This is a genomic window from Nocardia sp. NPDC056564 (assembly GCF_042793755.1).
Classification (GTDB): Bacteria; Actinomycetota; Actinomycetes; order Mycobacteriales; family Mycobacteriaceae; genus Nocardia.
The window spans coordinates 545289-564578 of the sequence record NZ_JBHTUR010000002.1 but is presented as its reverse complement, the minus strand read 5'-3'; the positions used below and the strand labels follow the sequence as shown (position 1 = coordinate 564578).

Genomic DNA, 19290 nt, shown 5'->3' with positions numbered 1-19290 from the left:
CAAACCCCGGAGTGAGGTAGATCATGACCGAAGCTAAGCAGGCGGCGGCCGACGCCCCACCGGTGGCCGCGCTGTCCACCGTGCTCGGCGCGATCCAGGACCCCATCCGCCTGGAGATGGTGCGCCGCCTGAGCAACGCGGGCGTCGCGGTCCGCTGCAACGAGCTCTACGACGTGATCAACAAATCGACCGCCACGCACCACTTCAAGATCCTGCGCGAGGCGGGCGTGATCGAGCGGGTGATCGTGGACGGCCAGATCTGGCAGCGCCTGCGCGCGCGAGAGCTCGAATCCGCGCTGCCCGGCGTGGTTTCCGCGGTGGTCGAGGCGGCCAACCGCGCGAGCGCGCGGTAGGTCAGCCCTCGACCAACCGGCGCACCGCGGCGGGCAACTCCCGAGTGCGCTTGTAGGGCCCGGCGATCGAGGCCGCGAACGGGCGCGACAGCAGCGTGTTCGCGATGGCGGAGACCTCGTCGGTGGTGACCGCGTCGATCCGCGCCAGCGTTTCCGACACGCTGCGGTGGTTGCCGTAGCTGAGTTCGCTGCGGCCGATGCGGTTCATCCTGGACGCGGAATCCTCCAGGCCGAGCACCAGACCGCCGCGCAGCGAGCCCTTGGCCCGCGCGCATTCGGCGTCCGTGATGCCGTTGGCCGCGACCTCTTCCAGCACCCCGCGGGCCAGGTTCGCCACCTTGCCGAGGTTTTCCGGCTGGCAGCCGATGTACACCGAGAACGCGCCGGTGTCGGCGAAGGTGTCCACGCTGGAGTACACCGAGTAGGCGAGCCCGCGTTCTTCCCGGATCCGTTGGAACAGACGGGAACTCAGCCCGCCGCCGACCACGGTGTTGAGCACCGAGAGCGGCCAGCGCCGCTCCCCCTCGTGCCGCCCGAAGGCGCGCACGCCGAACGCCAGGTGCGCCTGCTCGCTGTCGCGGTGGCTCCAGTGCAGTTCGGGATCGCCGGTCGGCCGGAACCTGCCCTCCCGGCGCTTGGCCGGGGTGGCGGCCGGATCGAGCCGGTTCTCGAACGCGCGGTGCACCAGCTCCACCGTGTGCTCGTGTTCGACATTGCCCGCGACCGCGACGACCATCCGGTCCGGGCGGTAGCGGCGCAGGTGGAAGCCGCGCAGCTGCGCGGCGTGCATCGCCTCGATGGATTCGATGGAGCCGATCACCGGCCGCCCGATCGGATGATCGCCGAACAGCGCGGACAGGAACGCGTCGCCGACCAGGTCCTCCGGGTCGTCGTCGCGCATGGCGATCTCTTCGAGCACCACCTGGCGTTCCAGGTCGACGTCCTCGGCCCGGCACAGCCCGTTGAGCACCACGTCGGAGACCAGATCCACGGCCAGCGGCAGGTCCTCGTCGAGCACGTGCGCGTAGTAGCAGGTCTGTTCCTTCGCGGTGAACGCGTTGAGCTCGCCGCCGACGGCGTCCATCGCCTGCGCGATGTCCAGCGCCGTGCGCGTGGGGGTCGCCTTGAACAGCAGGTGTTCGAGGAAGTGCGCCGCACCGGCGACGGTGGGGCCTTCATCGCGGGAGCCGACGCCCACCCAGACGCCGATCGAGGCCGAGCGCACGCCGGGGACATGTTCGGTCACCACACGCAGTCCGCCGGGTAGCACGGTGCGTTGAACGCCGGGATCGGTCATGTTGGCTCGCAGCTCCAGTGACGAACCCCCCTGCTCGCGTCGGAGCAGGGGGGCTGTCGTCTTCTTCGTCGTCACAAAGACAAGTACTACTCGGTCGCTGCCGCGCCCGCATCAACGGTCTCGGCTTCGGCCGGCTCTTCGGCGTTCTCCTCGACCGGGACCAGCGAGATCTTGCCGCGGTTGTCGATATCGGCGATCTCGACGCGCAGCTTGTCGCCGACGTTCACCACGTCTTCGACCTTGGCCACGCGCTTGCCGTTGCCCAGCTTGGAGATGTGCACCAGGCCGTCGCGACCGGGCAGCAGCGAGACGAACGCGCCGAAGGCGGTGGTCTTGACGACCGTGCCCAGGAAGCGCTCGCCGACCTTCGGCAGCTGCGGGTTCGCGATGGCGTTGATCTGGTCGATCGCCGCCTGCGCCGCGGGGCCGTTGGTCGCACCGACGTAGACCGTGCCGTCGTCCTCGATCGAGATGTTGGCGCCGGTCTCCTCGGTGATCTGGTTGATCACCTTGCCCTTGGGCCCGATCACCTCGCCGATCTTGTCGACCGGGATCTTGATCGCGGTGACCCGCGGCGCGTATTGGCTCATCTCGTCCGGGGTGTCGATGGCCTCGGCCATGACCTCCAGGATGGCGGTGCGGGCGTCGTGCGCCTGGCTCAGCGCACCGGCGAGCACCTGCGAGGGGATGCCGTCGAGCTTGGTGTCGAGCTGCAGCGCGGTGACGAAGTCACGGGTGCCCGCGACCTTGAAGTCCATGTCGCCGAAGGCATCCTCGGCGCCCAGGATGTCGGTGAGGGCGACGTAGCGCACCTCGTCCTCACCCTTGTCGTTCGTGATCGTGTCGGACACCAGGCCCATGGCGATGCCCGCGACCGGCGCCTTCAGCGGCACACCGGCGTTCAGCAGCGACAGGGTCGAGGCGCAGACCGAGCCCATCGAGGTGGAACCGTTGGAGGACAACGCCTCCGACACCTGACGGATGGCGTACGGGAACTCTTCCTGGCTCGGCAGCACCGGCATCAGGGCCCGCTCGGCGAGCGCGCCGTGGCCGATCTCGCGGCGCTTCGGCGAGCCGACGCGGCCGGTCTCACCGGTGGAGTACGGCGGGAAGTTGTAGTGGTGCATATAGCGCTTGCTGGTCTCCGGGCCGAGCGAGTCGACCTGCTGGGCCATCTTCACCATGTCGAGGGTGGTGACGCCGAGGATCTGCGTCTCGCCCCGCTCGAACAGCGCCGAACCGTGCGCCCGCGGCACCACGGCGACCTCGGCGGACAGCGCGCGGATGTCCGCGAGACCGCGGCCGTCGATGCGGAAGCCGTCGGTCAGGATGCGCTGGCGGACCAGCTTCTTGGTCACCGAGCGGAACGCGGCGCCCAGCTCCTTCTCGCGGCCGGTGAAGTCGTCGCCGAGCCGGGAGAGCACGTCGAGCTTGATCTCGTCGATCTTGGCTTCGCGCTCCTGCTTGTCCGCGATCGACAGCGCCTCGCCCAGCTCACGCTTGGCGGTGCCCTCGACGGCCTCGTAGACGTCGGCCTCGTACGGCGGGAACAGCGCGAACTCACCGGTCGGCTTGGCGGCCAGTTCGGCGAGGTCGGCCTGCGCCTTGCACAGCCGGGCGATGAACGGCTTGGCGGCCTCGAGGCCCTCGGCCACGACCGCCTCGGTCGGCGCCTGCGCGCCACCGTCGATCAGCGCGATCACCTTGTCGGTGGCCTCGGCCTCGACCATCATGATCGCGACGTCACCGGACTCGACCACGCGGCCCGCGACGACCATGTCGAACACGGCGCCCTCGAGCTGCTCGACGGTCGGGAACGCGACCCACTGGCCGTCGATCAGCGCGACGCGCACGCCGCCGACCGGGCCGGAGAACGGCAGGCCGGCGATCTGGGTGGACGCGGACGCGGCGTTGATCGCGACGACGTCGTACAGGTCGTTCGGATCCAGGCTCATGATCGTGACGACGACCTGGATCTCGTTGCGCAGGCCGTCGACGAACGACGGGCGCAGCGGACGGTCGATCAGGCGGCAGGTCAGGATCGCGTCGGTGGACGGGCGGCCCTCGCGCCGGAAGAACGAGCCGGGGATGCGGCCCGCGGCGTACATGCGCTCTTCGACGTCGACCGTCAGCGGGAAGAAGTCGAACTGGTCCTTCGGGTGCTTGCCCGCGGAGGTGGCGGACAGCAGCATGGTCTCGTCGTCCAGGTAGGCCACGACCGCGCCGGCGGCCTGCCGGGCCAGCCTGCCGGTCTCGAAGCGGACGGTGCGGGTGCCGTAGCTGCCGTTGTCGATCAGCGCGACGGATTCGAACACACCGGGCTCGACCTCTACGGCCGAGGACTTGCGTTCAGTTGTTTCGGTCATTCTCTTCTCTCAACCTCTCGTCTTCGCCGGATCAAGCGCCCGCTGGCGCGATCCGGCTCTTCGTCAGCCGTACCTGGTATGGACGCGCGGCAACCATCCTGGCTGCGGCCCGAGCACCCGGCCGAATCCCCTTGGATCACGGCGACGCGGAGGCGGTCATCGATCGAAGCCCGCCGGCGGTGTTCGCCCTGCCGGGAGGCCACTACCGAAGACCGACGCCACGCAGGCGGGTGCTTACGGCTGTGCAATGTCGTCGTATTTCCGGGCGCGCCAAAAGCGTGCGGCCCGCATACACGAATAGCCAACGGGGAGATTGTACGTCTCCCCGTTGGCCGGGTCTGCGGCTACCTCGGGTAACCGGCGTGTGGAGCGATCAGCGGCGCAGGCCGAGACGCTCGATCAGCGAACGGTAGCGCTGGATGTCGTTGGCGGCCAGGTACTTCGACAGCCGGCGACGACGGCCGATCAGCGCGAGCAGGCCGTGCCGGGTGTGGTGATCGTGCTTGTGCACCTTCAGGTGCTCGGTGAGGTCGGAGATCCGCTTCGACAGCATCGCGATCTGGGCTTCCGGCGAGCCGGTGTCCTTCTCGTGCAGGCCGTATTCCTTGAGAATCGCCGACTTCTGCTCGGTGGTCAGGGCCATGAGGCATCCACTCTCTATTTCAGTACCGCGCTCGAATTTCCGGTTACCCGGGCCGGGTGCCGCCGCGGACCGCAGCAAACCCGAGGATCTACATTACCGGATCGAATTCGGCGGACCGAATCGGGCTAGCGGTCGTCCACGGCGATGAGGATCTTGCGCGCGTTCTCCACGTCGCGGCCCATGTGCTCGATGAGCTCGTCCACCGAGTCGAATTTGCGCTGGCCGCGGACGTGATCGACGAAGTCGACCGCGACGTGCTGGCCGTAGAGGTCGGCCTCGCCGTCGAGCACGTACGCCTCGACCGTGCGGGCCCGGCCGGAGAAGGTCGGATTGGTGCCGACCGAGATGGCCGCCATCGCGCGCTCACCCGGAGTGACGGTGCCGATGGTCGGGCCGGGACCGAGCACGGTGAACCAGCCCGCGTACACGCCGTCGGCCGGGATCGCGGCGTGCATCGGCGGTGCGACGTTCGCGGTCGGGAAGCCGAGCTGACGGCCGCGGCCGTCGCCGTGCACCACCACGCCCTCGACCCGGTGCGGGCGGCCGAGCGCCTCGGCGGCCGCGGCCATGTCGCCCGCGTCCACGCAGGCGCGGATGTAGGTGGAGGAGAAGGTGACCGCGTGTTCGCCGAGCAGCTTGACGCCGTCGACCTCGAAGCCCCAGCGGGTGCCGAGCTCACGCATGGTGTCGATGGTGCCCGCGGCCTTCTTGCCGAAGGTGAAGTTGTCGCCGACCACGACCTCGGCCACGTGCAACCGCTCGACCAGCAGGTCGTGCACGTAGCGCGCGGGGGTCAGCTTCATGAAGGCCTGGGTGAACGGCATCACGCAGAACACGTCGATGCCCAGTTCCTCGGCCAGTTCCGCGCGCCGGGTCAGCGTGGTCAGCTGCGCCGGATGCGAGCCGGGCCGGACCACCTCCATCGGGTGCGGATCGAAGGTCATCAGCACCGCGGGAACGCCGCGCGCGGCCGCCGATTTCACCGCCCGGCTGATCAGCTGCGCGTGTCCGCGGTGCACGCCGTCGAACACGCCGATCGTGAGTACACATCGGCCCCAGTCCGCGGGAACGTCGTCCAGCCCTCGCCATCTCTGCACAGTCGGCAGCTTATATCGCGCAGCTGAACGGAGTTCGACCGAAGTCCGTGATGTCACACGCGGCTTCCGGTGTTGTGTACGAGTGATGAATCCCTGGTTCCACTGTGCGGCGAGCTGTGTCTTTCGGCATTGCTGTGCTTAAGCTCGAGTATGTGCCCGGTAAACGAGACATCGCCACCCGCCGTGAGCTAGCCGACGCTGCCGCGCCGAGACAGGCCACCGGCGGCACCGCGACGATCGCGCCGGTGCTCTCCTCGGTCGCCCAGGACTATCTGAAGGTGATCTGGACCGCACAGGAGTGGTCGCAGGAGAAGGTGTCGACCAAGCTGCTCGCCGAACGCATCGGGGTCTCCGCGTCCACCGTGTCCGAGGCCGTGCGCAAACTCGCCGATCAGGGCCTGGTCGAGCACGCCCGCTACGGATCGATCACGCTGACCGACGGCGGCCGCCGGGCCGCGATCGCGATGGTGCGCAGGCATCGGCTGATCGAGACGTTCCTGGTGAACGAGCTCGGCTACGGCTGGGACGAGGTGCACGACGAGGCCGAGGTGCTCGAGCACGCGGTCTCCGAGCTGCTGATGGCGCGCATCGACGCCAAACTCGGCTATCCCGACCGGGATCCGCACGGCGACCCGATCCCCTCGGTCGACGGCGCGGTGCCGACGCCGCCGGCCCGGCAGCTCAGCGACTTCGGCGCGGGCGAGTCCGGCCGGGTGGCGCGCATCTCCGACTCGGACCCGGACATGCTGCGCTACTTCGACTCCGTCGGCATCGCCCTGGACACCGCCATCACGGTGGTGGAGCGGCGAGATTTCGCGGGCACCATCGCGATTCGCATCGGCACCGCCGAAACGCCCACCGACCTGGGCAGTCCCGCCGCCGAGGCGATCTGGCTCACCGCCTGAGCGGGCGGCAGACGCCGACCGGATCCACCGATTCGGCTGCGCGGCTTGCGATTGCCGCGGCGAGCTCCGTGGTCGTCGCGGTACCGCCCAGGTCCGGGGTCGAGACCTTGCCTGCGCCGAGTACGTCGCAGACGGCGCGGTCCACGGCCGCGGCGGCGGTGCGCTCGCCGAGATGGTCGAGCAGCATCGCGCCGGCGAGGATCTGCGCGACCGGGTTCGCGATGCCCTGACCGGCGATGTCGGGTGCGCTGCCGTGCACCGCCTCGAACATCGACGGCGCGGTGCCCGCCGGATTGATATTGCCGGACGGGGCCAGCCCGAGCCCGCCGGTCACCGCCGCGGCGAGGTCGGACAGGATGTCGCCGAACAGGTTCGAGCCGACGATCACGTCGAGCCGGTCCGGGTGCAGCACGATCTCCGCGGCCAGCGCGTCGACGTGCATCTGCCGGGTCCGCACGTCGGGATATTCGCCGGCGATGCGGTCGAACACGCTGTCCCAGTACGGCATCGAATGGATCAGGCCGTTCGACTTGGTGGCCGAGCACAGCTTGCCGCCGCGGTCACGGGCCCGGTCGAAGGCGTAGCGGATGATCCGTTCGCAGCCGACCCGGGTGAAGACCGACTCCTGGAGCACGAATTCGTCCGCCCGGCCGGGGTTGTGCGTGCCGCCGATCTCGGAGTATTCGCCCTCGGAGTTCTCCCGCACGATGAGGATGTCGAGGTCTTCGGCCGTCCGGTCGCGCAGTGCCGACTCGGTGCCGGGCAGCAGCCGGACCGGGCGCAGGTTGACGTACTGCCCGAACGCGCGCCGCAACGGAATCAGCAGGCCCCACAGCGAAACATGGTCGGGCACACCGGGAAAGCCGACGGCGCCGAGCAGGATCGCGTCGAATCCGGCCAGCAGCTCGGGGCCGTCCGCGGGCATCATCTCGCCGGTGCGCAGGTAATTCGCGCAGGACCAATCGAATTCGGTCCATTCGATACCGGGCAGCACGGTGTCGAGCACGGTGACCGCCGCCGCGGTGACGTCGACGCCGATGCCGTCGCCGGGGATGGTCGCGATGCGGTACGTACGGTCGGTCACAGGCGTACTCCGATGTATTTGGTCTCGAGGAACTCGTCGATGCCGATCGTCCCGCCCTCGCGGCCGAGGCCCGACTCCTTCACGCCGCCGAACGGCGCGGCGGGGTTGGACACCACGCCCTGATTGAGCCCGACCATGCCGGTCTCCAAGGCCTCGCAGACCCGCAGCCCGCGCCGGAGGTGCTCGGTGAACACATAGCCGACCAGGCCGTACGGCGTGTTGTTGGCACGGGCGATCACCTCGGCCTCGGTGTCGAACGCGGCGATCGAGGCGACCGGCCCGAAGATCTCGGTGTGACACATCTGGGCGTCGTCGGGGACGCCGGTCAGCACGGTCGCGGGATAGAAGTTGCCCGGGCCGTCGATCGTGGTGCCGCCGGTCAGGACCCGCGCGCCCCGGCGGCACGCGTCGGCGACCAGCTCGCTGACCTTGGTCACCGCGTCGGCGTCGATGAGCGGGCCGACCACCACGCCGGGCTCGGTGCCCCGGCCCATCGGCAGCGCCGCCATCCGGGTGGCGAGCTTGTTCGCGAACTCGTCGACGACGGTGCGCTGCACGAAGATTCGGTTCGCCGCGGTGCAGGCCTGGCCGATGTTGCGCATCTTCGCCGCGAGCGCGCCCTCGACCGCCTCGTCCAGGTCCGCGTCGTCGAACACGATGAAGGCCGCGTTGCCGCCCAGTTCCATCGACGTGCGCATCACCGTCTGCGCGCACTGTTCGAGCAGTCGCTTGCCGACCGCGGTGGAGCCGGTGAAGGACAGCTTGCGCGAGCGGGGGTCCAGGATGAGCGGCGTCATCAGCGCGCCGGGCTCGGCGGTGGCGAGCACGTTGACCACCCCGCGCGGCAGGCCCGCGCGATCGAGGAGGTCGGCGAGCGCGAGCATCGACAAGGGCGTTTGCTCAGCGGGTTTCACCACGCAGGTGCAGCCGGCGGCGAGCGCGGGCGCGATCTTGCGGGCGCCCATGGCCATCGGGAAGTTCCACGGCGTGATCAGCAGGCTGGGGCCGATTGGTTGCTTGGTCACCAGGAACCGCGCGCCACCTGTCGGCGCGGGCAGATAACCGCCGTCCAGCCGGACGGCTGCTTCGGCGAACCAACGGAAAAACTCAGCCGCATAGGCGATTTCGCCGCGCGCCTCGGCGATCGGCTTGCCCATCTCCAGGGTCATGATGAGCGCGAGCCGATCGGTGTCGCCGAGCAGCGCGTGGTGCACGCGCATGAGCAGGTCGGCGCGTTCCCTGGGCGGCGTCGCGACCCACCCGGATTGAGCGGCGTGCGCGGCGGCCAGCGCGTCGAGGCCATCCTGGGGTCGCGCGTCGGCGACCGCGCACAGCGGCCTGCCGGTGGCCGGATCCAGCACGAGCAGTTCGGCATTCGTCTCGCACCACTGGCCGTCGATATACAGACCCGTTGGCACAGTGTCGATTACGGCTCGTTCCGCGGCGGGCACGGTCTCGATGAGCATCGGCGCCGGACTCCTTTCACTTGCCGGACGCGACCGCGGGCTATTGCTGCGATCACTATCGCCATGTTATGCATATTGTCAACAATCCGACAATAGACAATCTGCGGATGTTGCGCGCGCACCACTTCCTGGAGGCGATCACCATGACCGAACTCTCGCCCGTTCTGCGGCAGGCCACCCCGGTGACCGTCGACCACGGAACCGGCTGCTACCTCTACGGCACCGACGGGCGCCGGTATCTCGACTTCACCGCGGGCATCGGGGTCACCAGCACCGGTCACTGCCATCCGCGGGTGGTCGCGGCGGCGCAGGCTCAGGTGGCCAGCCTGATCCACGGGCAATACACCACCGTCATGCACCGGCCGATGCTCCAGCTGATCGAACGTCTCGGCCCGGTGTTGCCGGAGGGGCTGGACACACTGTTCTTCGCCAACTCCGGCAGCGAGGCGATCGAGGCGGCGCTGCGACTCGCGCGCCAGGCCACCGGACGGCCGAATGTCGTTGTCTTCCATGGTGGTTTCCACGGTCGAACGGTCGCGGCGGCGACCATGACGACCTCGGGCACCCGATTCTCCGCCGGATTCAGCCCGCTGATGTCGGGGGTGCACGTGGCCCCGTTCCCCACCGCCTACCGCTACGGCTGGACCGAGGAGGAGGCCACCGCGTTCGCCCTGCGCGAGCTGGACTACCTGTTCGCGACGATCACCGCGCCGGCCGAAACCGCCGCGTTCGTGGTCGAGCCGATGCTCGGCGAGGGCGGCTACATCCCCGGCAACACCGCGTTCTTCCACGGCCTGCGCGAGCGGGCCGACCGGCACGGCATCCTGCTGGTCGTGGACGAGATCCAGACCGGGTTCGGCCGCACCGGAAAGTTCTTCGGGCATCAGCACTTCGGGGTGCGGCCGGACATCATCACCATCGCCAAGGGCCTGGCCAGCGGGTTCCCGCTGTCCGGCATCGCCGCCTCGCGCGCGCTGATGGCCAAGGCCTGGCCGGGCTCGCAGGGCGGCACCTACGGCGGCAACGCCGTGGCCTGCGCCGCCGCCGTCGCGACGCTCGAGGTCATCGAATCCGAGCACCTGGTGGACAACGCCGCCGCACGCGGCGAGCAGCTGCTCACCGGGCTGCGCGCGAGCGCCACCAAGGCGATCGGCGACGTGCGCGGTCTCGGGCTGCTGGCCGGTGCCGAATTCACCACCGCGACCGGCGAACCCGACACCGAGACGGCCGGCGCCGCGCAACGGCTCGCGGTCGGAAAGGGCTTGCTGCTGCTCACCTGCGGCGCGCACATGAACGTGGTGCGGATGATCCCGCCGCTGATCGTGACCGATACTCAGATCGACGACGCGCTCGCGATCTGGACCGAAGTGCTGGCCGAGCTCTAGCCACGGACACCGCCGCCGGGCCCGCGCCCGGCCGCACTCCCCCGACCAACGACCAGAAAGCAGAAACCGATGGCCCGCTACCTCACCATCACCCTGACCAAGGCCGCCGTCACCTGCCGCGCCCGGCTGCTCGACGCGGAGGCGCCGCACACCTGTGCGGCGGTGTGGGACGCGCTGCCGCAGGAGGGGGACGCGTTCCACGCCAAATACGCCCGCAACGAGGTGTACACGCTGGTCCCCCGCATCGGCGCGGCCCCGCACCGGGAGAACCCGACGGTCACGCCGATTCCCGGCGACGTCTGCCTGTTCGACTTCGAGGCGTGGGAGATCGGTAATCCCGCTTACGGTTACGAGCCCGGCTCGACCGCACACCACGAGCAGGGCGCGACCGATCTGGCAATCTTCTACGGGCGCAACAACTTGCTGATCAACGGCGACCTGGGCTGGGTGCCCGGCAATGTGTTCGCGACCATCGAGGAGGGCTTGTCCGATATCGCCGCGGCCTGCAACGACCTGTGGCTGCACGGGGTTTCGGGCGAGACGCTGTCGTTCGCCCGCGCCTGATCCGACGCGTCGTCGCCGGTCCGGATGCCCTCCGGACCGGCGACGATGTCGTATGTCATGACGCCAGAACGTATTCGGCGTAGCGAGCGACTGCGAGGACCAGGTCGTCGGAGTGCCGCGGGCCGATGATCTGCATGCCGACCGGCAGCCCGCACTTCGTCGTGCCGACCGGGATGCTGATGGCCGGCTGCTGAGTCAGGTTGAACGGGTAGGTGAACGGCGTCCACTGCGGCCAGCTGGTCAGGCCGCTGCCGGGCGGCACGTTGTGGCCCGCTTCGAAGGCGGCGATCGGCATCGTCGGCGTGATCAGGACGTCGTAGGCGGTGTGGAAGGCGCCCATGGTGATGCCGATCTCGGCGGCCACGTTGCGGGCGTCGAGATAGTCGACGGCGCGGACCGCGTCGCCCTGTTCCCACACCTCGCGCAGGGCCGGATCCACCCGCTCCCGTGCTCCCGCGGGGAACTTCGACAGCATGGTGGCCGCGCCCGCCGCCCACAGCAGTTCGAACGCCTCGCGGGGATCGGCGAATCCGGGATCCGCTGCGACGACGCGTAATTCGGCCTCGGCGAGCTTGCGCGTCGCCGCGTCGACCAGCTCGGCGACCTCGGGATCGACGGTGGCGTAACCGAGCGTCGGCGAGTAGGCGACGGTCAGCCCGCGGACCTCGCGCGCCACCTGCCCGCGAAACGTCGTCAGGGTCGGCGCCAGGCCGGTCGGGTCGCGCGGGTCGGGCAGCGACAGGATGTCCATCAGCAGCGCGGCGTCCTCGACGGTCCTGGTCATCGGCCCCGCGTGCGCGAGCGGGCCGAACGGGCTCGCCGGGTACAGCGGAATCCGGCCGTGCGTCGGCTTGAACCCGACGATGCCGCAGAACGACGCCGGGATCCGGATGCTGCCACCGCCATCGGTGCCGACCGAGACCGGCCCCATCCCGCCCGCGACGGCCGCCGCGCTACCGCCGGACGAGCCGCCCGCGGTGGTCGTGGGGTCGACGGGATTGCGGGTGATGCCGGTCAGCGGGCTGTCCGTGACCGCCTTCCAGGCGATCTCCGGCGTCGTCGTCTTGCCGAGGAACACCATGCCGTCCTCGCGCAGCCGGGCCGCGACCGGGCTGTCCACCGGCCACGGTCCGGCCGGATCCACCGAGGTGGAGCCGCGCCTGGTCGGCCAGCCCTCGGTGAGGAAGATGTCCTTGATCGAGATCGGCACGCCGTCGAGCAGCCCGCGGGCGTGCCCGGAGTGCCAGCGCGCCTCGGAGTCCTTGGCCTGCACCAGCGCTCGATCGGGGTCGACCAGGCAGTACGCGTTCAACTCCGGATCGCGGGTCGCGATGGCGTCCAGCACGGCCTCGGTCGCCTCGACGGGCGAGAGCGCGCCCGCGGCGTAGGCCGAGACCAGTTGCACGGCGGTCATCGCCGCCGGTTCGGTGGGAATGTTGATGTCGGGGTAGCTCATCGAAGAGGGCTCCTTCAGCCGGGCACGTACCCCAGCTCCTTGTCGACCACGTTCTGCAACGGCCGGCCGGCGATCCAGTTGTCGAAGTTCGCGGCGAACGCGCTGACGATCTCGGTCCGCCAGCCGATGAAGTCGCCCGAATTGTGCGGTGTGATCGACACGTTCGGCAGATCCCACAGCGGATGGTCGGGCGGCAGCGGCTCGGGGTCGACCACATCGAGCGCGGCCCCGGCGATCGATCCGGCGCCGAGCGCGGCCACCAGATCGTCGGTAACTACGAGTTCCCCGCGGCCGACGTTGACAAACCTCGCGTGTGGCTTCATCGCGGCGAATTCTCTGGCGCCGAACATATTCCGAGTCTGCGGCGTCAGCGGGGCGATGGCCACCACGTAGTCGGCGGCCGGTAGCTCGGCGTGGAGGTCGGTGCCGACCGCGCCGAAATCGGGGTCCGCCGTACGCGTTCGGCGGCCGACCGCGCGAATGTTCATCCCGGCCGCGCGCAGCAACCGGGCGATGGCGCGGCCGATCGAACCGGTGCCGACGATCAGCACGGTGCTGCCCGCGACCCGTTCGTTCTCCCGGTGTACCCACTCGTGGCGCAGCTGCCTGCGCAGCGATCCGGGCAGGTCCTTGGCGAAACCGAGGATCTGCCCGAGCACGTATTCCGCGATGGCCGTGTCGAAGAGGCCGCGCGTATTGGTCACGACGACGTCGCTGGCCCGCAGTTCCGGGAACATCGCCGGGTCCACCCCGGTCGATCCCATGTGCAACCATTGCAGCCGGTCGGCCGCCGGCCACGCACCGGGGATCGCGCGGGTCAGGAAGTCGTAGACGAACAGCACGTCGGCACCGCGCAGCGCGGTCGCCAGACCGGTTGCCTCGGTGTAGCGCACAGTTGCCCGATTCGCCACGGCGGCCAGCAGTTCCGCCTCGGGCACGCGGTCACTGTGCAGGACGGTGACAATGGGGCCCGTTTCCACATTGACACAGTAAGATCGCATCGTATGATTGTCAACAATCCGACTCTGCTCGGAGGTCCAGCCAGCTGAGTGCGAGAGGGGCCGTAGTGGAACTCAGCTTCCCGGATATCGAGGGCCCCGTCGCACAGCGGGGCATCGGCATCATCGCTCCGTTCGACCTCGCGCTCGAACGCGAGCTCTGGCGCTGGGCGCCGATGGAGGTCAGTCTCCATCTCGCCCGGACGCCCTACGAACCGGTACCGGTCTCGTTGGCGATGGCCGAATTGGTCTCCAATCCAGCGCATTTGACCACCGCCACCCGCGACGTGCTGCACGTCGAGCCGGAGGTGGTCGCGTACCTGTGCACGTCGGGCAGCTTCATCAAGGGCCTGGAGTACGAGCGGTCGCTGCGCGAAACGATCTGCGCGGCAGGGGCGTTGGACGCGGTCACCACCTCGGGCGCGCTGATCGAGGCGATCCGGCATCTGGACATCAGCCGGGTCTCGGTGCTCACCCCCTACGACGAGGTGCTGACCAACAAGCTGCACGAATTCCTCGGCGAGGCAGGCTGTTCCGTCATCCGCTCCGACCATCTCGGGCTCGGCGGCGGCATCTGGAAGGTCAACTACCGCACCATCGCCGAACGCATTGTCGGCGCGGACGATCCGGCCGCCCAGGCCATCTTCGTCAGCTGCACCAACCTGCCCACCTACGACGTCATCGAGCCGCTGGAACAGGCCCTCGGCAAACCCGTGCTCACCGCGAACCAGCTCACCATGTGGGCCTGCCTCGGCCGGATGAAGCTGCCGATGATGGGCCCGGGCAAATGGCTACTGAACGTCTTCTGATCGGGAGAACACCACATGCGGACACCCACCATCGGATTCATCTACCCGGATCACGCGGCCGAGGACGACTACCCGCTGGCCGCCGCCGCGCTCGGCGCCGAACTGCCGGTGGCGCACATCTACGGCACCGATCTGCACGCCATCCCGGAATTGCTCGATCTGGGTAGCCCGGACAAGCTGCGGCACGGAGCCGGACTGCTCGCGCCGCACCGGCCCGACGCGGTCGTATGGGCTTGCACCTCAGGCAGTTTCGTCTACGGCCCGCGCGGCGCCCGCGATCAGGTAGCCGAACTGGCCGGGGCCGCCGGAGTGCCGGCGACCAGCACCAGCCTCGCGTTCGTCGACGCGGTGCACGCGCTCGGCGTGCGGACCGTCGCCGTCGCCGCCAGCTATCCGGGCGACGTCGCGGCGCTGTTCGTCGAGTTCCTGGCGGACGCGGGCATCGACGTGGTCTCGATGCGCAGCTCGGGTATCGACACCGCGGCCGAGGTCGGCACCCTGACCGCCGAGCAGGTCCGGCAGCTCGCCGTGGCCAACGATCACCCCGATGCCGAGGCGCTGCTCATCCCCGACACGGCCATGCATACGCTTGCCGTGCTGCCGGAGCTAGAGGCCACCCTCGGCAAGCCGGTGCTCACCGCCAACCAGGTCACCATCTGGGCGGGGCTGCGACTGGCCGGCGCCGCCGTGACCTGCCCGGCTCTCGGCACCCTGTTCACAGAAAGGCACGCGCATGCCGCTCGTTGAGATCGAGCCGGTCAGCAGGCAATCCACCGCCGAGGTCATCGCCGACCGGCTCCGCGAGGCGATCATGCGCGGCAGCTTCGCGCCCGGCGACCAGCTCGGCGAGGCCGACCTCGCGGCCCGCTTCGACGTGTCCCGCGGGCCGGTACGCGAGGCGATGCAGCGTCTGGTCTCCGAGGGGCTGCTGCACAGCATCCGCCACCGCGGCATCTTCGTCATCGACCTCACCCTCGACGACGTGGTCGACATCTACCGGGCCAGGACCGCCATCGAGGGCGGCGCGCTGGAGCTGATCCTGGACGGTCGCCGCGAGATCGCCTACGCGGCGCTCGGCGAGAGCGTCAGCCAGATGTGCGCGGCCGCCGAAATCGGCGATGCCGCGGCACTTTCCGACGCCGATCAGGCCTTCCACGTCGCGCTGGTCGACAGCGCGGGCAGCCCCCGCCTGGTCCGCGCCGCCAGGACGCTGCTGATCGAGACCCGAATGTGCTTGGGCGCCTTGCAGACAACCAATCCCGACCTGACGGAACAGGCTCGCGAGCACATCGACCTGCGCACCGCCATCGGCGCCGGACCGCCCGCCAGGGCGCGCAAGCTGCTGACCGACCACATGCGAGACGCGGTCCGCGCCATCGCCGCCGAGCACAATCAGCCGGCCGAGCCGAACACGGTGCGAGTTACCCGGTCAACAGCTGAAGTACGGGCGAAGCCGAGCGGGAACTCCATCGGCGACGGCCATGCTCCAGCAGACGTCATGCGGGAAGGCGACATAGGTGAGCCAGCCGTCGACGGCGTGCCGCACGATGCGCTGACTGTCGCCGGGTGAATCCCAGACGATGACCGCCCACGCGCCGTCGCACTCGGTCACCGTGGCGTTCGCACCGATCAGCTCGCCGATGTCGTCGAGGTCGTGGACGATCGTCGCGGCGGCGCACGACGGCGCGAGTCCCGGTTCCTCGAAACGCAGTTGGCCGGAGACCTGTTCGCCCTCGCGGACCAAGAACAGGCTGTGCATGCCCTCCGGGACCGGGGTGGTGCCGGGCGGCGGGGTGCCGAGGCCGAAGAGGTAGCAGCCGGTCGGCACCGCGAAGGTCGCGAGGCCGGTGCCGTCGGTGACCGCGTCGCGGCGCAGCGTTTCGGTGGTTCCGCCGAGCGGAATGTCGTGCGCTGCCGGGTCACACGGCTGCACCAGGACCAGATGGACCGGCACGTTCGGTACCGGGGCGCCGGACAGTGTTCGGGTGCGGATCACCGCGGTGCCGAATGCCTGCGGCGGGTTACCGGGCGATGGATTACGGGAGGACGGGTTGCCGGGCGCCGGATTGCCGGATGACGGGTTGCCGGGCGGCGGATTCGCTGACGGCGAATTCCCCGGCGGCACAGACGTTGTGGGCCGCTGCGGCGTCGGACCCGGCACAGAACTGATCGTCGGTATGGCACGACTGCTCGGCTTGTCCCGCGACGCCCCTCCGCCATCCCCACCGCACCCCGATGCGACCACCAGCACCGCGGCCAGCACCCCCACCACTCGAACCAACCGACGAACAACCATCGCCCCACCTCCCAATCGAGCGACCAGACACTTACCTATCGCCGACCATCCCCCCACCGGTTAACAACGACCGACCACAGGTAGCACCGAACGGGACATGAACGCGGCCGAACCGGCGTGTCACCACCACCATGTCCCGCTCACCACCCCACCACCCAATCGAGTGAGTCGTCGGCCAGACCTCGCCGGTTAGCACCGCCGACCAGCAACCGCACCCAACGGGACATGAACGCGCCCAAATCGGCGTGTCACCACCACCATGTCCCGCTCACCACCCCACCACCCAATCGAGTGAGTCGTCGGCCAGACCTCGCCGGTTAGCACCGCCGACCAGCGACCGCACCGAACGGGACCGGGGGGTGGCCGAATCGGCGTGTTGCCGCTGCCGGGTCCCGCTCGCTGAACTTGGTGTGGGGCGGGGGGCTTGCGGCGGACCGTGGTCGGTTCGGTGGGGGTCAGCGGGCGAGAAAGTCCAGGAGGGAACGGAATTCGGGGAGGGAGAGGTAGCCGTCGTTGTCCTGGTCGGCGGCGGCGAGGAGGGTTTCGGCCGAGTCCTCGATGCGTCCCTCGCCGACGTGGCGGATGAGGGATTCGAGTTCCTCGACCGAGATGCGGCCGTCCTGGTTGATGTCGAAGACCTGGAAGGCGGCGTCGGCGTCGGTGACCTCGATCCGGCCGCCCACCAGCGCGGCATCGAATTCCGCCCGGGAGATCAGGAAGTCGCCGTCGGTGTCGGCGGCGGCGACCATTCGCTCGACCGCGTCGTCCTCGACCTCGAGGCCGAGTGCCCGAATACCCACGGTGATATCCGCAACCGAGACGAGCCCGTCCCCGTCCCGATCCCACAGCTCGAACGTGTCGACCGGCCGCTCACCCATTGCCCACTGCCTCCTACAGCCACCCCGTCCAGGGTCAATCCACACTGTACGGATTCCCTTGCCCCCCAGCAGCCCAACGTTCCCGCCCCAGCGAACGGGACATCACCGAGTCGCCACCCGCACTCCACCGCCACGAAGTCCCACTCGGCAACAACCAGGCGCACGAACGGGACATCACCAAGCCACCACCCGCACACCGCCCCCACGAAGTCCCACTCGACAACAACCAGCCACACAAACGGGACATCACCAAGCCACCACCCGCACTCCACCCCCACGAGGTCCCACTCAGCAACAACCAGCCGGACGAACGGGACATCACCGAGTCGCCACCCGCAGTCTGCCGCAGTGAGGTCCCGGTCGGCAGCGAACGGTGGTGCGGGTGGGGCGTCAGGGAGGTGCTTGATGTGGTTCGCGACGAGCGGGTTCTGGTCGGTGGGGGGAATCGGGTGGAGGCGGATTGCCGGGTGGCGGAACGTGTTCGGGGGTCAGGCGAGGGTGGGGGTGGGTGGTGTTGTGCGGGTGCGGTTTTCGTCGGCGGCGGCGAGCCGGAGGTAGATCGGCGGGAGGGCGACTTCGAGGGCGGTGAGGACGATCTGGAACCAGTGCGGCCAGCCGTAGACGGCCACCGAGATGGCGCGGCCGACGGCGCCGAGCAGGAAGATGCCCGCCAGCCAGCGGATGACGGTGGCGGGGATGGGGGTCTGGCGGGCGGCCCAGATCCAGGCGACGCCGTAGCCGAGGAAGATGGCGCCGAAGAACCGGGTCTGGCTGTCGGCGGTGACGCCGGAGGAGCCCATGTCGGGGATGCCGTCGATGCCAGCGGCGAGGTGCAGGATGCCGATCGCGACGCAGGCGACGCCCATGATCATGGAGAGCCATTTGAGTGCGGTTGCCATGTCGTTCTCCCCGGGTGCGCAACGAATCTCTCTGGTGGGCAGCGGTTTTCCGAGGTGAACCACCAGCAGAGGGCTAGTTGACGTTTGTCTACTAACTGACCCTACGACGCTTAGTAGACAGACGTCAACTAGAGTTTCCGAGATGAGCACTCGCCGTCGCCTGTCCCCTGACGAACGTCGCCAGGTGCTACTGGAAGCGGGCGCGCAACTGTTCGCCGAACGCGCCTACGACGCGGTGCTGATGGAGGATGTCGCGGCGGCCGCGGGAGTGTCGCGAGCCCTGCTCTACCGCCATTTCCCGAGCAAGCGCGATCTGTTCGCCGGGGTGTACGAGCAGGCCGCGGAGCAGCTGCTGGTCGCCACACCCCTGGACAACGAGCGACCACTCGCCGAACAGTTGACCGCCGGGCTGAACACCCACTTCGACTACTTCGAGGCGAACGCCAACAGCGTGCTCGCGGCGAATCGGGTACTCGCCGGCGATCCCACCATCCAGGCCATCATCGCCGGCGAACTCGGCGAACTACGCCGGCGGCTCCTCGACGCCCTCGGCCTCGACGGAACCCTGCGCACCCAGGTCTCCTCGATCCTGCTGAGCTGGCTCACCTTCGTCCGGGTGCTGACCGTCGAATGGCTGGAGAACCAGCACTATTCACGTACCGAACTGGTGGACATCAGCATCGGCTCCCTACTCGGCGCCTTACACCCCATCCTCGGCCCCGGCTTCCCGCCGAGCGGTCCGGGTCGCGCGGTGTGACCCAATCGGCACTTGAACCTGACGTTACGTCAGGTTC

The 19290-nt window shown here is 69.1% G+C and carries 18 protein-coding genes and 1 pseudogene; 8 read left to right on the top strand and 11 right to left on the bottom strand.

The features are described from left to right. The first annotated feature begins 23 nt into the window (after positions 1–23). Complete coding sequence (locus ACFQ9K_RS06670) at positions 24–353, top strand: ArsR/SmtB family transcription factor (protein ID WP_378720623.1); 330 nt, start codon at positions 24–26, stop codon at positions 351–353. A 1-nt stretch (position 354) separates the two neighbouring features. Here ACFQ9K_RS06670 and ACFQ9K_RS06665 read toward each other — a convergent pair whose 3' ends face one another. The 4 genes from ACFQ9K_RS06665 to ACFQ9K_RS06650 form a co-directional block, all read right to left on the bottom strand. Next, the gene (locus ACFQ9K_RS06665; RefSeq protein WP_378720624.1) at positions 355–1650 is read right to left on the bottom strand and encodes a M16 family metallopeptidase; all 1296 of its coding nucleotides are present in this window, start codon (positions 1648–1650) and stop codon (positions 355–357) included. An 86-nt stretch (positions 1651–1736) separates the two neighbouring features. Next, positions 1737–4016, bottom strand: coding sequence for a polyribonucleotide nucleotidyltransferase (locus ACFQ9K_RS06660; protein ID WP_378720625.1), 2280 nt, complete (start codon positions 4014–4016; stop codon positions 1737–1739). Between the two features lie 373 nt (positions 4017–4389). Then, on the bottom strand, positions 4390–4659 hold the full coding sequence (rpsO, locus tag ACFQ9K_RS06655; protein WP_194834828.1) for a 30S ribosomal protein S15: 270 nt from the start codon (positions 4657–4659) through the stop codon (positions 4390–4392). Positions 4660–4784: 125 nt separating this feature from the next. Then, positions 4785–5756, bottom strand: a complete 972-nt coding sequence (locus ACFQ9K_RS06650; protein ID WP_150405749.1) for a bifunctional riboflavin kinase/FAD synthetase — start codon at positions 5754–5756, stop codon at positions 4785–4787. 236 nt (positions 5757–5992) lie between these two features. Between ACFQ9K_RS06650 and ACFQ9K_RS06645 the strand changes: the two genes are divergently transcribed. Then, positions 5993–6661, top strand: coding sequence for a metal-dependent transcriptional regulator (locus ACFQ9K_RS06645; RefSeq protein ID WP_150405814.1), 669 nt, complete (start codon positions 5993–5995; stop codon positions 6659–6661). Here the strand turns inward: ACFQ9K_RS06645 and ACFQ9K_RS06640 are convergent. Next, positions 6651–7745, bottom strand: a complete 1095-nt coding sequence (locus ACFQ9K_RS06640; protein ID WP_378720626.1) for a tartrate dehydrogenase — start codon at positions 7743–7745, stop codon at positions 6651–6653. The two genes, ACFQ9K_RS06645 and ACFQ9K_RS06640, sit on opposite strands and share 11 nt — an antisense overlap. Then, positions 7742–9211 carry an NAD-dependent succinate-semialdehyde dehydrogenase gene (locus ACFQ9K_RS06635; protein ID WP_378720627.1) on the bottom strand — a complete coding sequence of 490 codons (1470 nt, stop codon included), beginning with the start codon at positions 9209–9211 and terminating at the stop codon, positions 7742–7744. The genes ACFQ9K_RS06640 and ACFQ9K_RS06635 overlap by 4 nt, the downstream gene beginning before the upstream one ends. 143 nt (positions 9212–9354) lie before the next feature. Between ACFQ9K_RS06635 and ACFQ9K_RS06630 the strand changes: the two genes are divergently transcribed. After that, a complete protein-coding gene (locus ACFQ9K_RS06630) occupies positions 9355–10596 on the top strand; it encodes an aspartate aminotransferase family protein (RefSeq protein WP_378720630.1) in 1242 nt (413 codons plus the stop codon). 69 nt (positions 10597–10665) lie between these two features. Then, positions 10666–11160 carry a DUF3830 family protein gene (locus tag ACFQ9K_RS06625; protein ID WP_378720628.1) on the top strand — a complete coding sequence of 165 codons (495 nt, stop codon included), beginning with the start codon at positions 10666–10668 and terminating at the stop codon, positions 11158–11160. Positions 11161–11215: 55 nt separating this feature from the next. Here the strand turns inward: ACFQ9K_RS06625 and ACFQ9K_RS06620 are convergent, their stop codons facing one another. Then, the gene (locus tag ACFQ9K_RS06620) at positions 11216–12601 is read right to left on the bottom strand and encodes an amidase (RefSeq protein WP_378724274.1); all 1386 of its coding nucleotides are present in this window, start codon (positions 12599–12601) and stop codon (positions 11216–11218) included. Positions 12602–12630: 29 nt separating this feature from the next. Continuing rightward, positions 12631–13596 carry a D-2-hydroxyacid dehydrogenase gene (locus ACFQ9K_RS06615; protein ID WP_378724272.1) on the bottom strand — a complete coding sequence of 322 codons (966 nt, stop codon included), beginning with the start codon at positions 13594–13596 and terminating at the stop codon, positions 12631–12633. An 86-nt stretch (positions 13597–13682) separates the two neighbouring features. Between ACFQ9K_RS06615 and ACFQ9K_RS06610 the strand changes: the two genes are divergently transcribed. The 3 genes and pseudogenes from ACFQ9K_RS06610 to ACFQ9K_RS06600 all read left to right on the top strand — a co-directional run. Continuing rightward, entirely contained in the window at positions 13683–14423 is a 741-nt protein-coding gene (locus ACFQ9K_RS06610; RefSeq protein ID WP_378724268.1) for an Asp/Glu/hydantoin racemase, read from the top strand. Positions 14424–14438: 15 nt separating this feature from the next. Continuing rightward, entirely contained in the window at positions 14439–15170 is a 732-nt protein-coding gene (locus tag ACFQ9K_RS06605; protein WP_378724266.1) for a maleate cis-trans isomerase, read from the top strand. Next, positions 15157–15816 (top strand): annotated as a pseudogene (locus ACFQ9K_RS06600) (GntR family transcriptional regulator); the annotation flags it as partial. The gene ACFQ9K_RS06605 and the pseudogene ACFQ9K_RS06600, both read left to right, overlap by 14 nt. A gap of 36 nt (positions 15817–15852) precedes the next feature. Here ACFQ9K_RS06600 and ACFQ9K_RS06595 read toward each other — a convergent pair. From ACFQ9K_RS06595 to ACFQ9K_RS06585, 3 genes are all read right to left on the bottom strand, one after another. Further along, positions 15853–16584, bottom strand: coding sequence for a hypothetical protein (locus tag ACFQ9K_RS06595; RefSeq protein ID WP_378724264.1), 732 nt, complete (start codon positions 16582–16584; stop codon positions 15853–15855). Positions 16585–17174: 590 nt separating this feature from the next. Further along, positions 17175–17597: an EF-hand domain-containing protein gene (locus tag ACFQ9K_RS06590; RefSeq protein ID WP_378724262.1), complete on the bottom strand. Its 423-nt coding sequence runs from the start codon at positions 17595–17597 to the stop codon at positions 17175–17177. 488 nt (positions 17598–18085) lie between these two features. Beyond that, positions 18086–18496, bottom strand: a complete 411-nt coding sequence (locus ACFQ9K_RS06585) for a DUF4345 domain-containing protein (RefSeq protein ID WP_378724260.1) — start codon at positions 18494–18496, stop codon at positions 18086–18088. Positions 18497–18638: 142 nt separating this feature from the next. On the opposite strand from ACFQ9K_RS06585, the gene ACFQ9K_RS06580 reads away from it, so the two are divergent. Further along, the gene (locus ACFQ9K_RS06580) at positions 18639–19253 is read left to right on the top strand and encodes a TetR/AcrR family transcriptional regulator (protein WP_378724258.1); all 615 of its coding nucleotides are present in this window, start codon (positions 18639–18641) and stop codon (positions 19251–19253) included. Positions 19254–19290 lie beyond the last annotated feature (37 nt).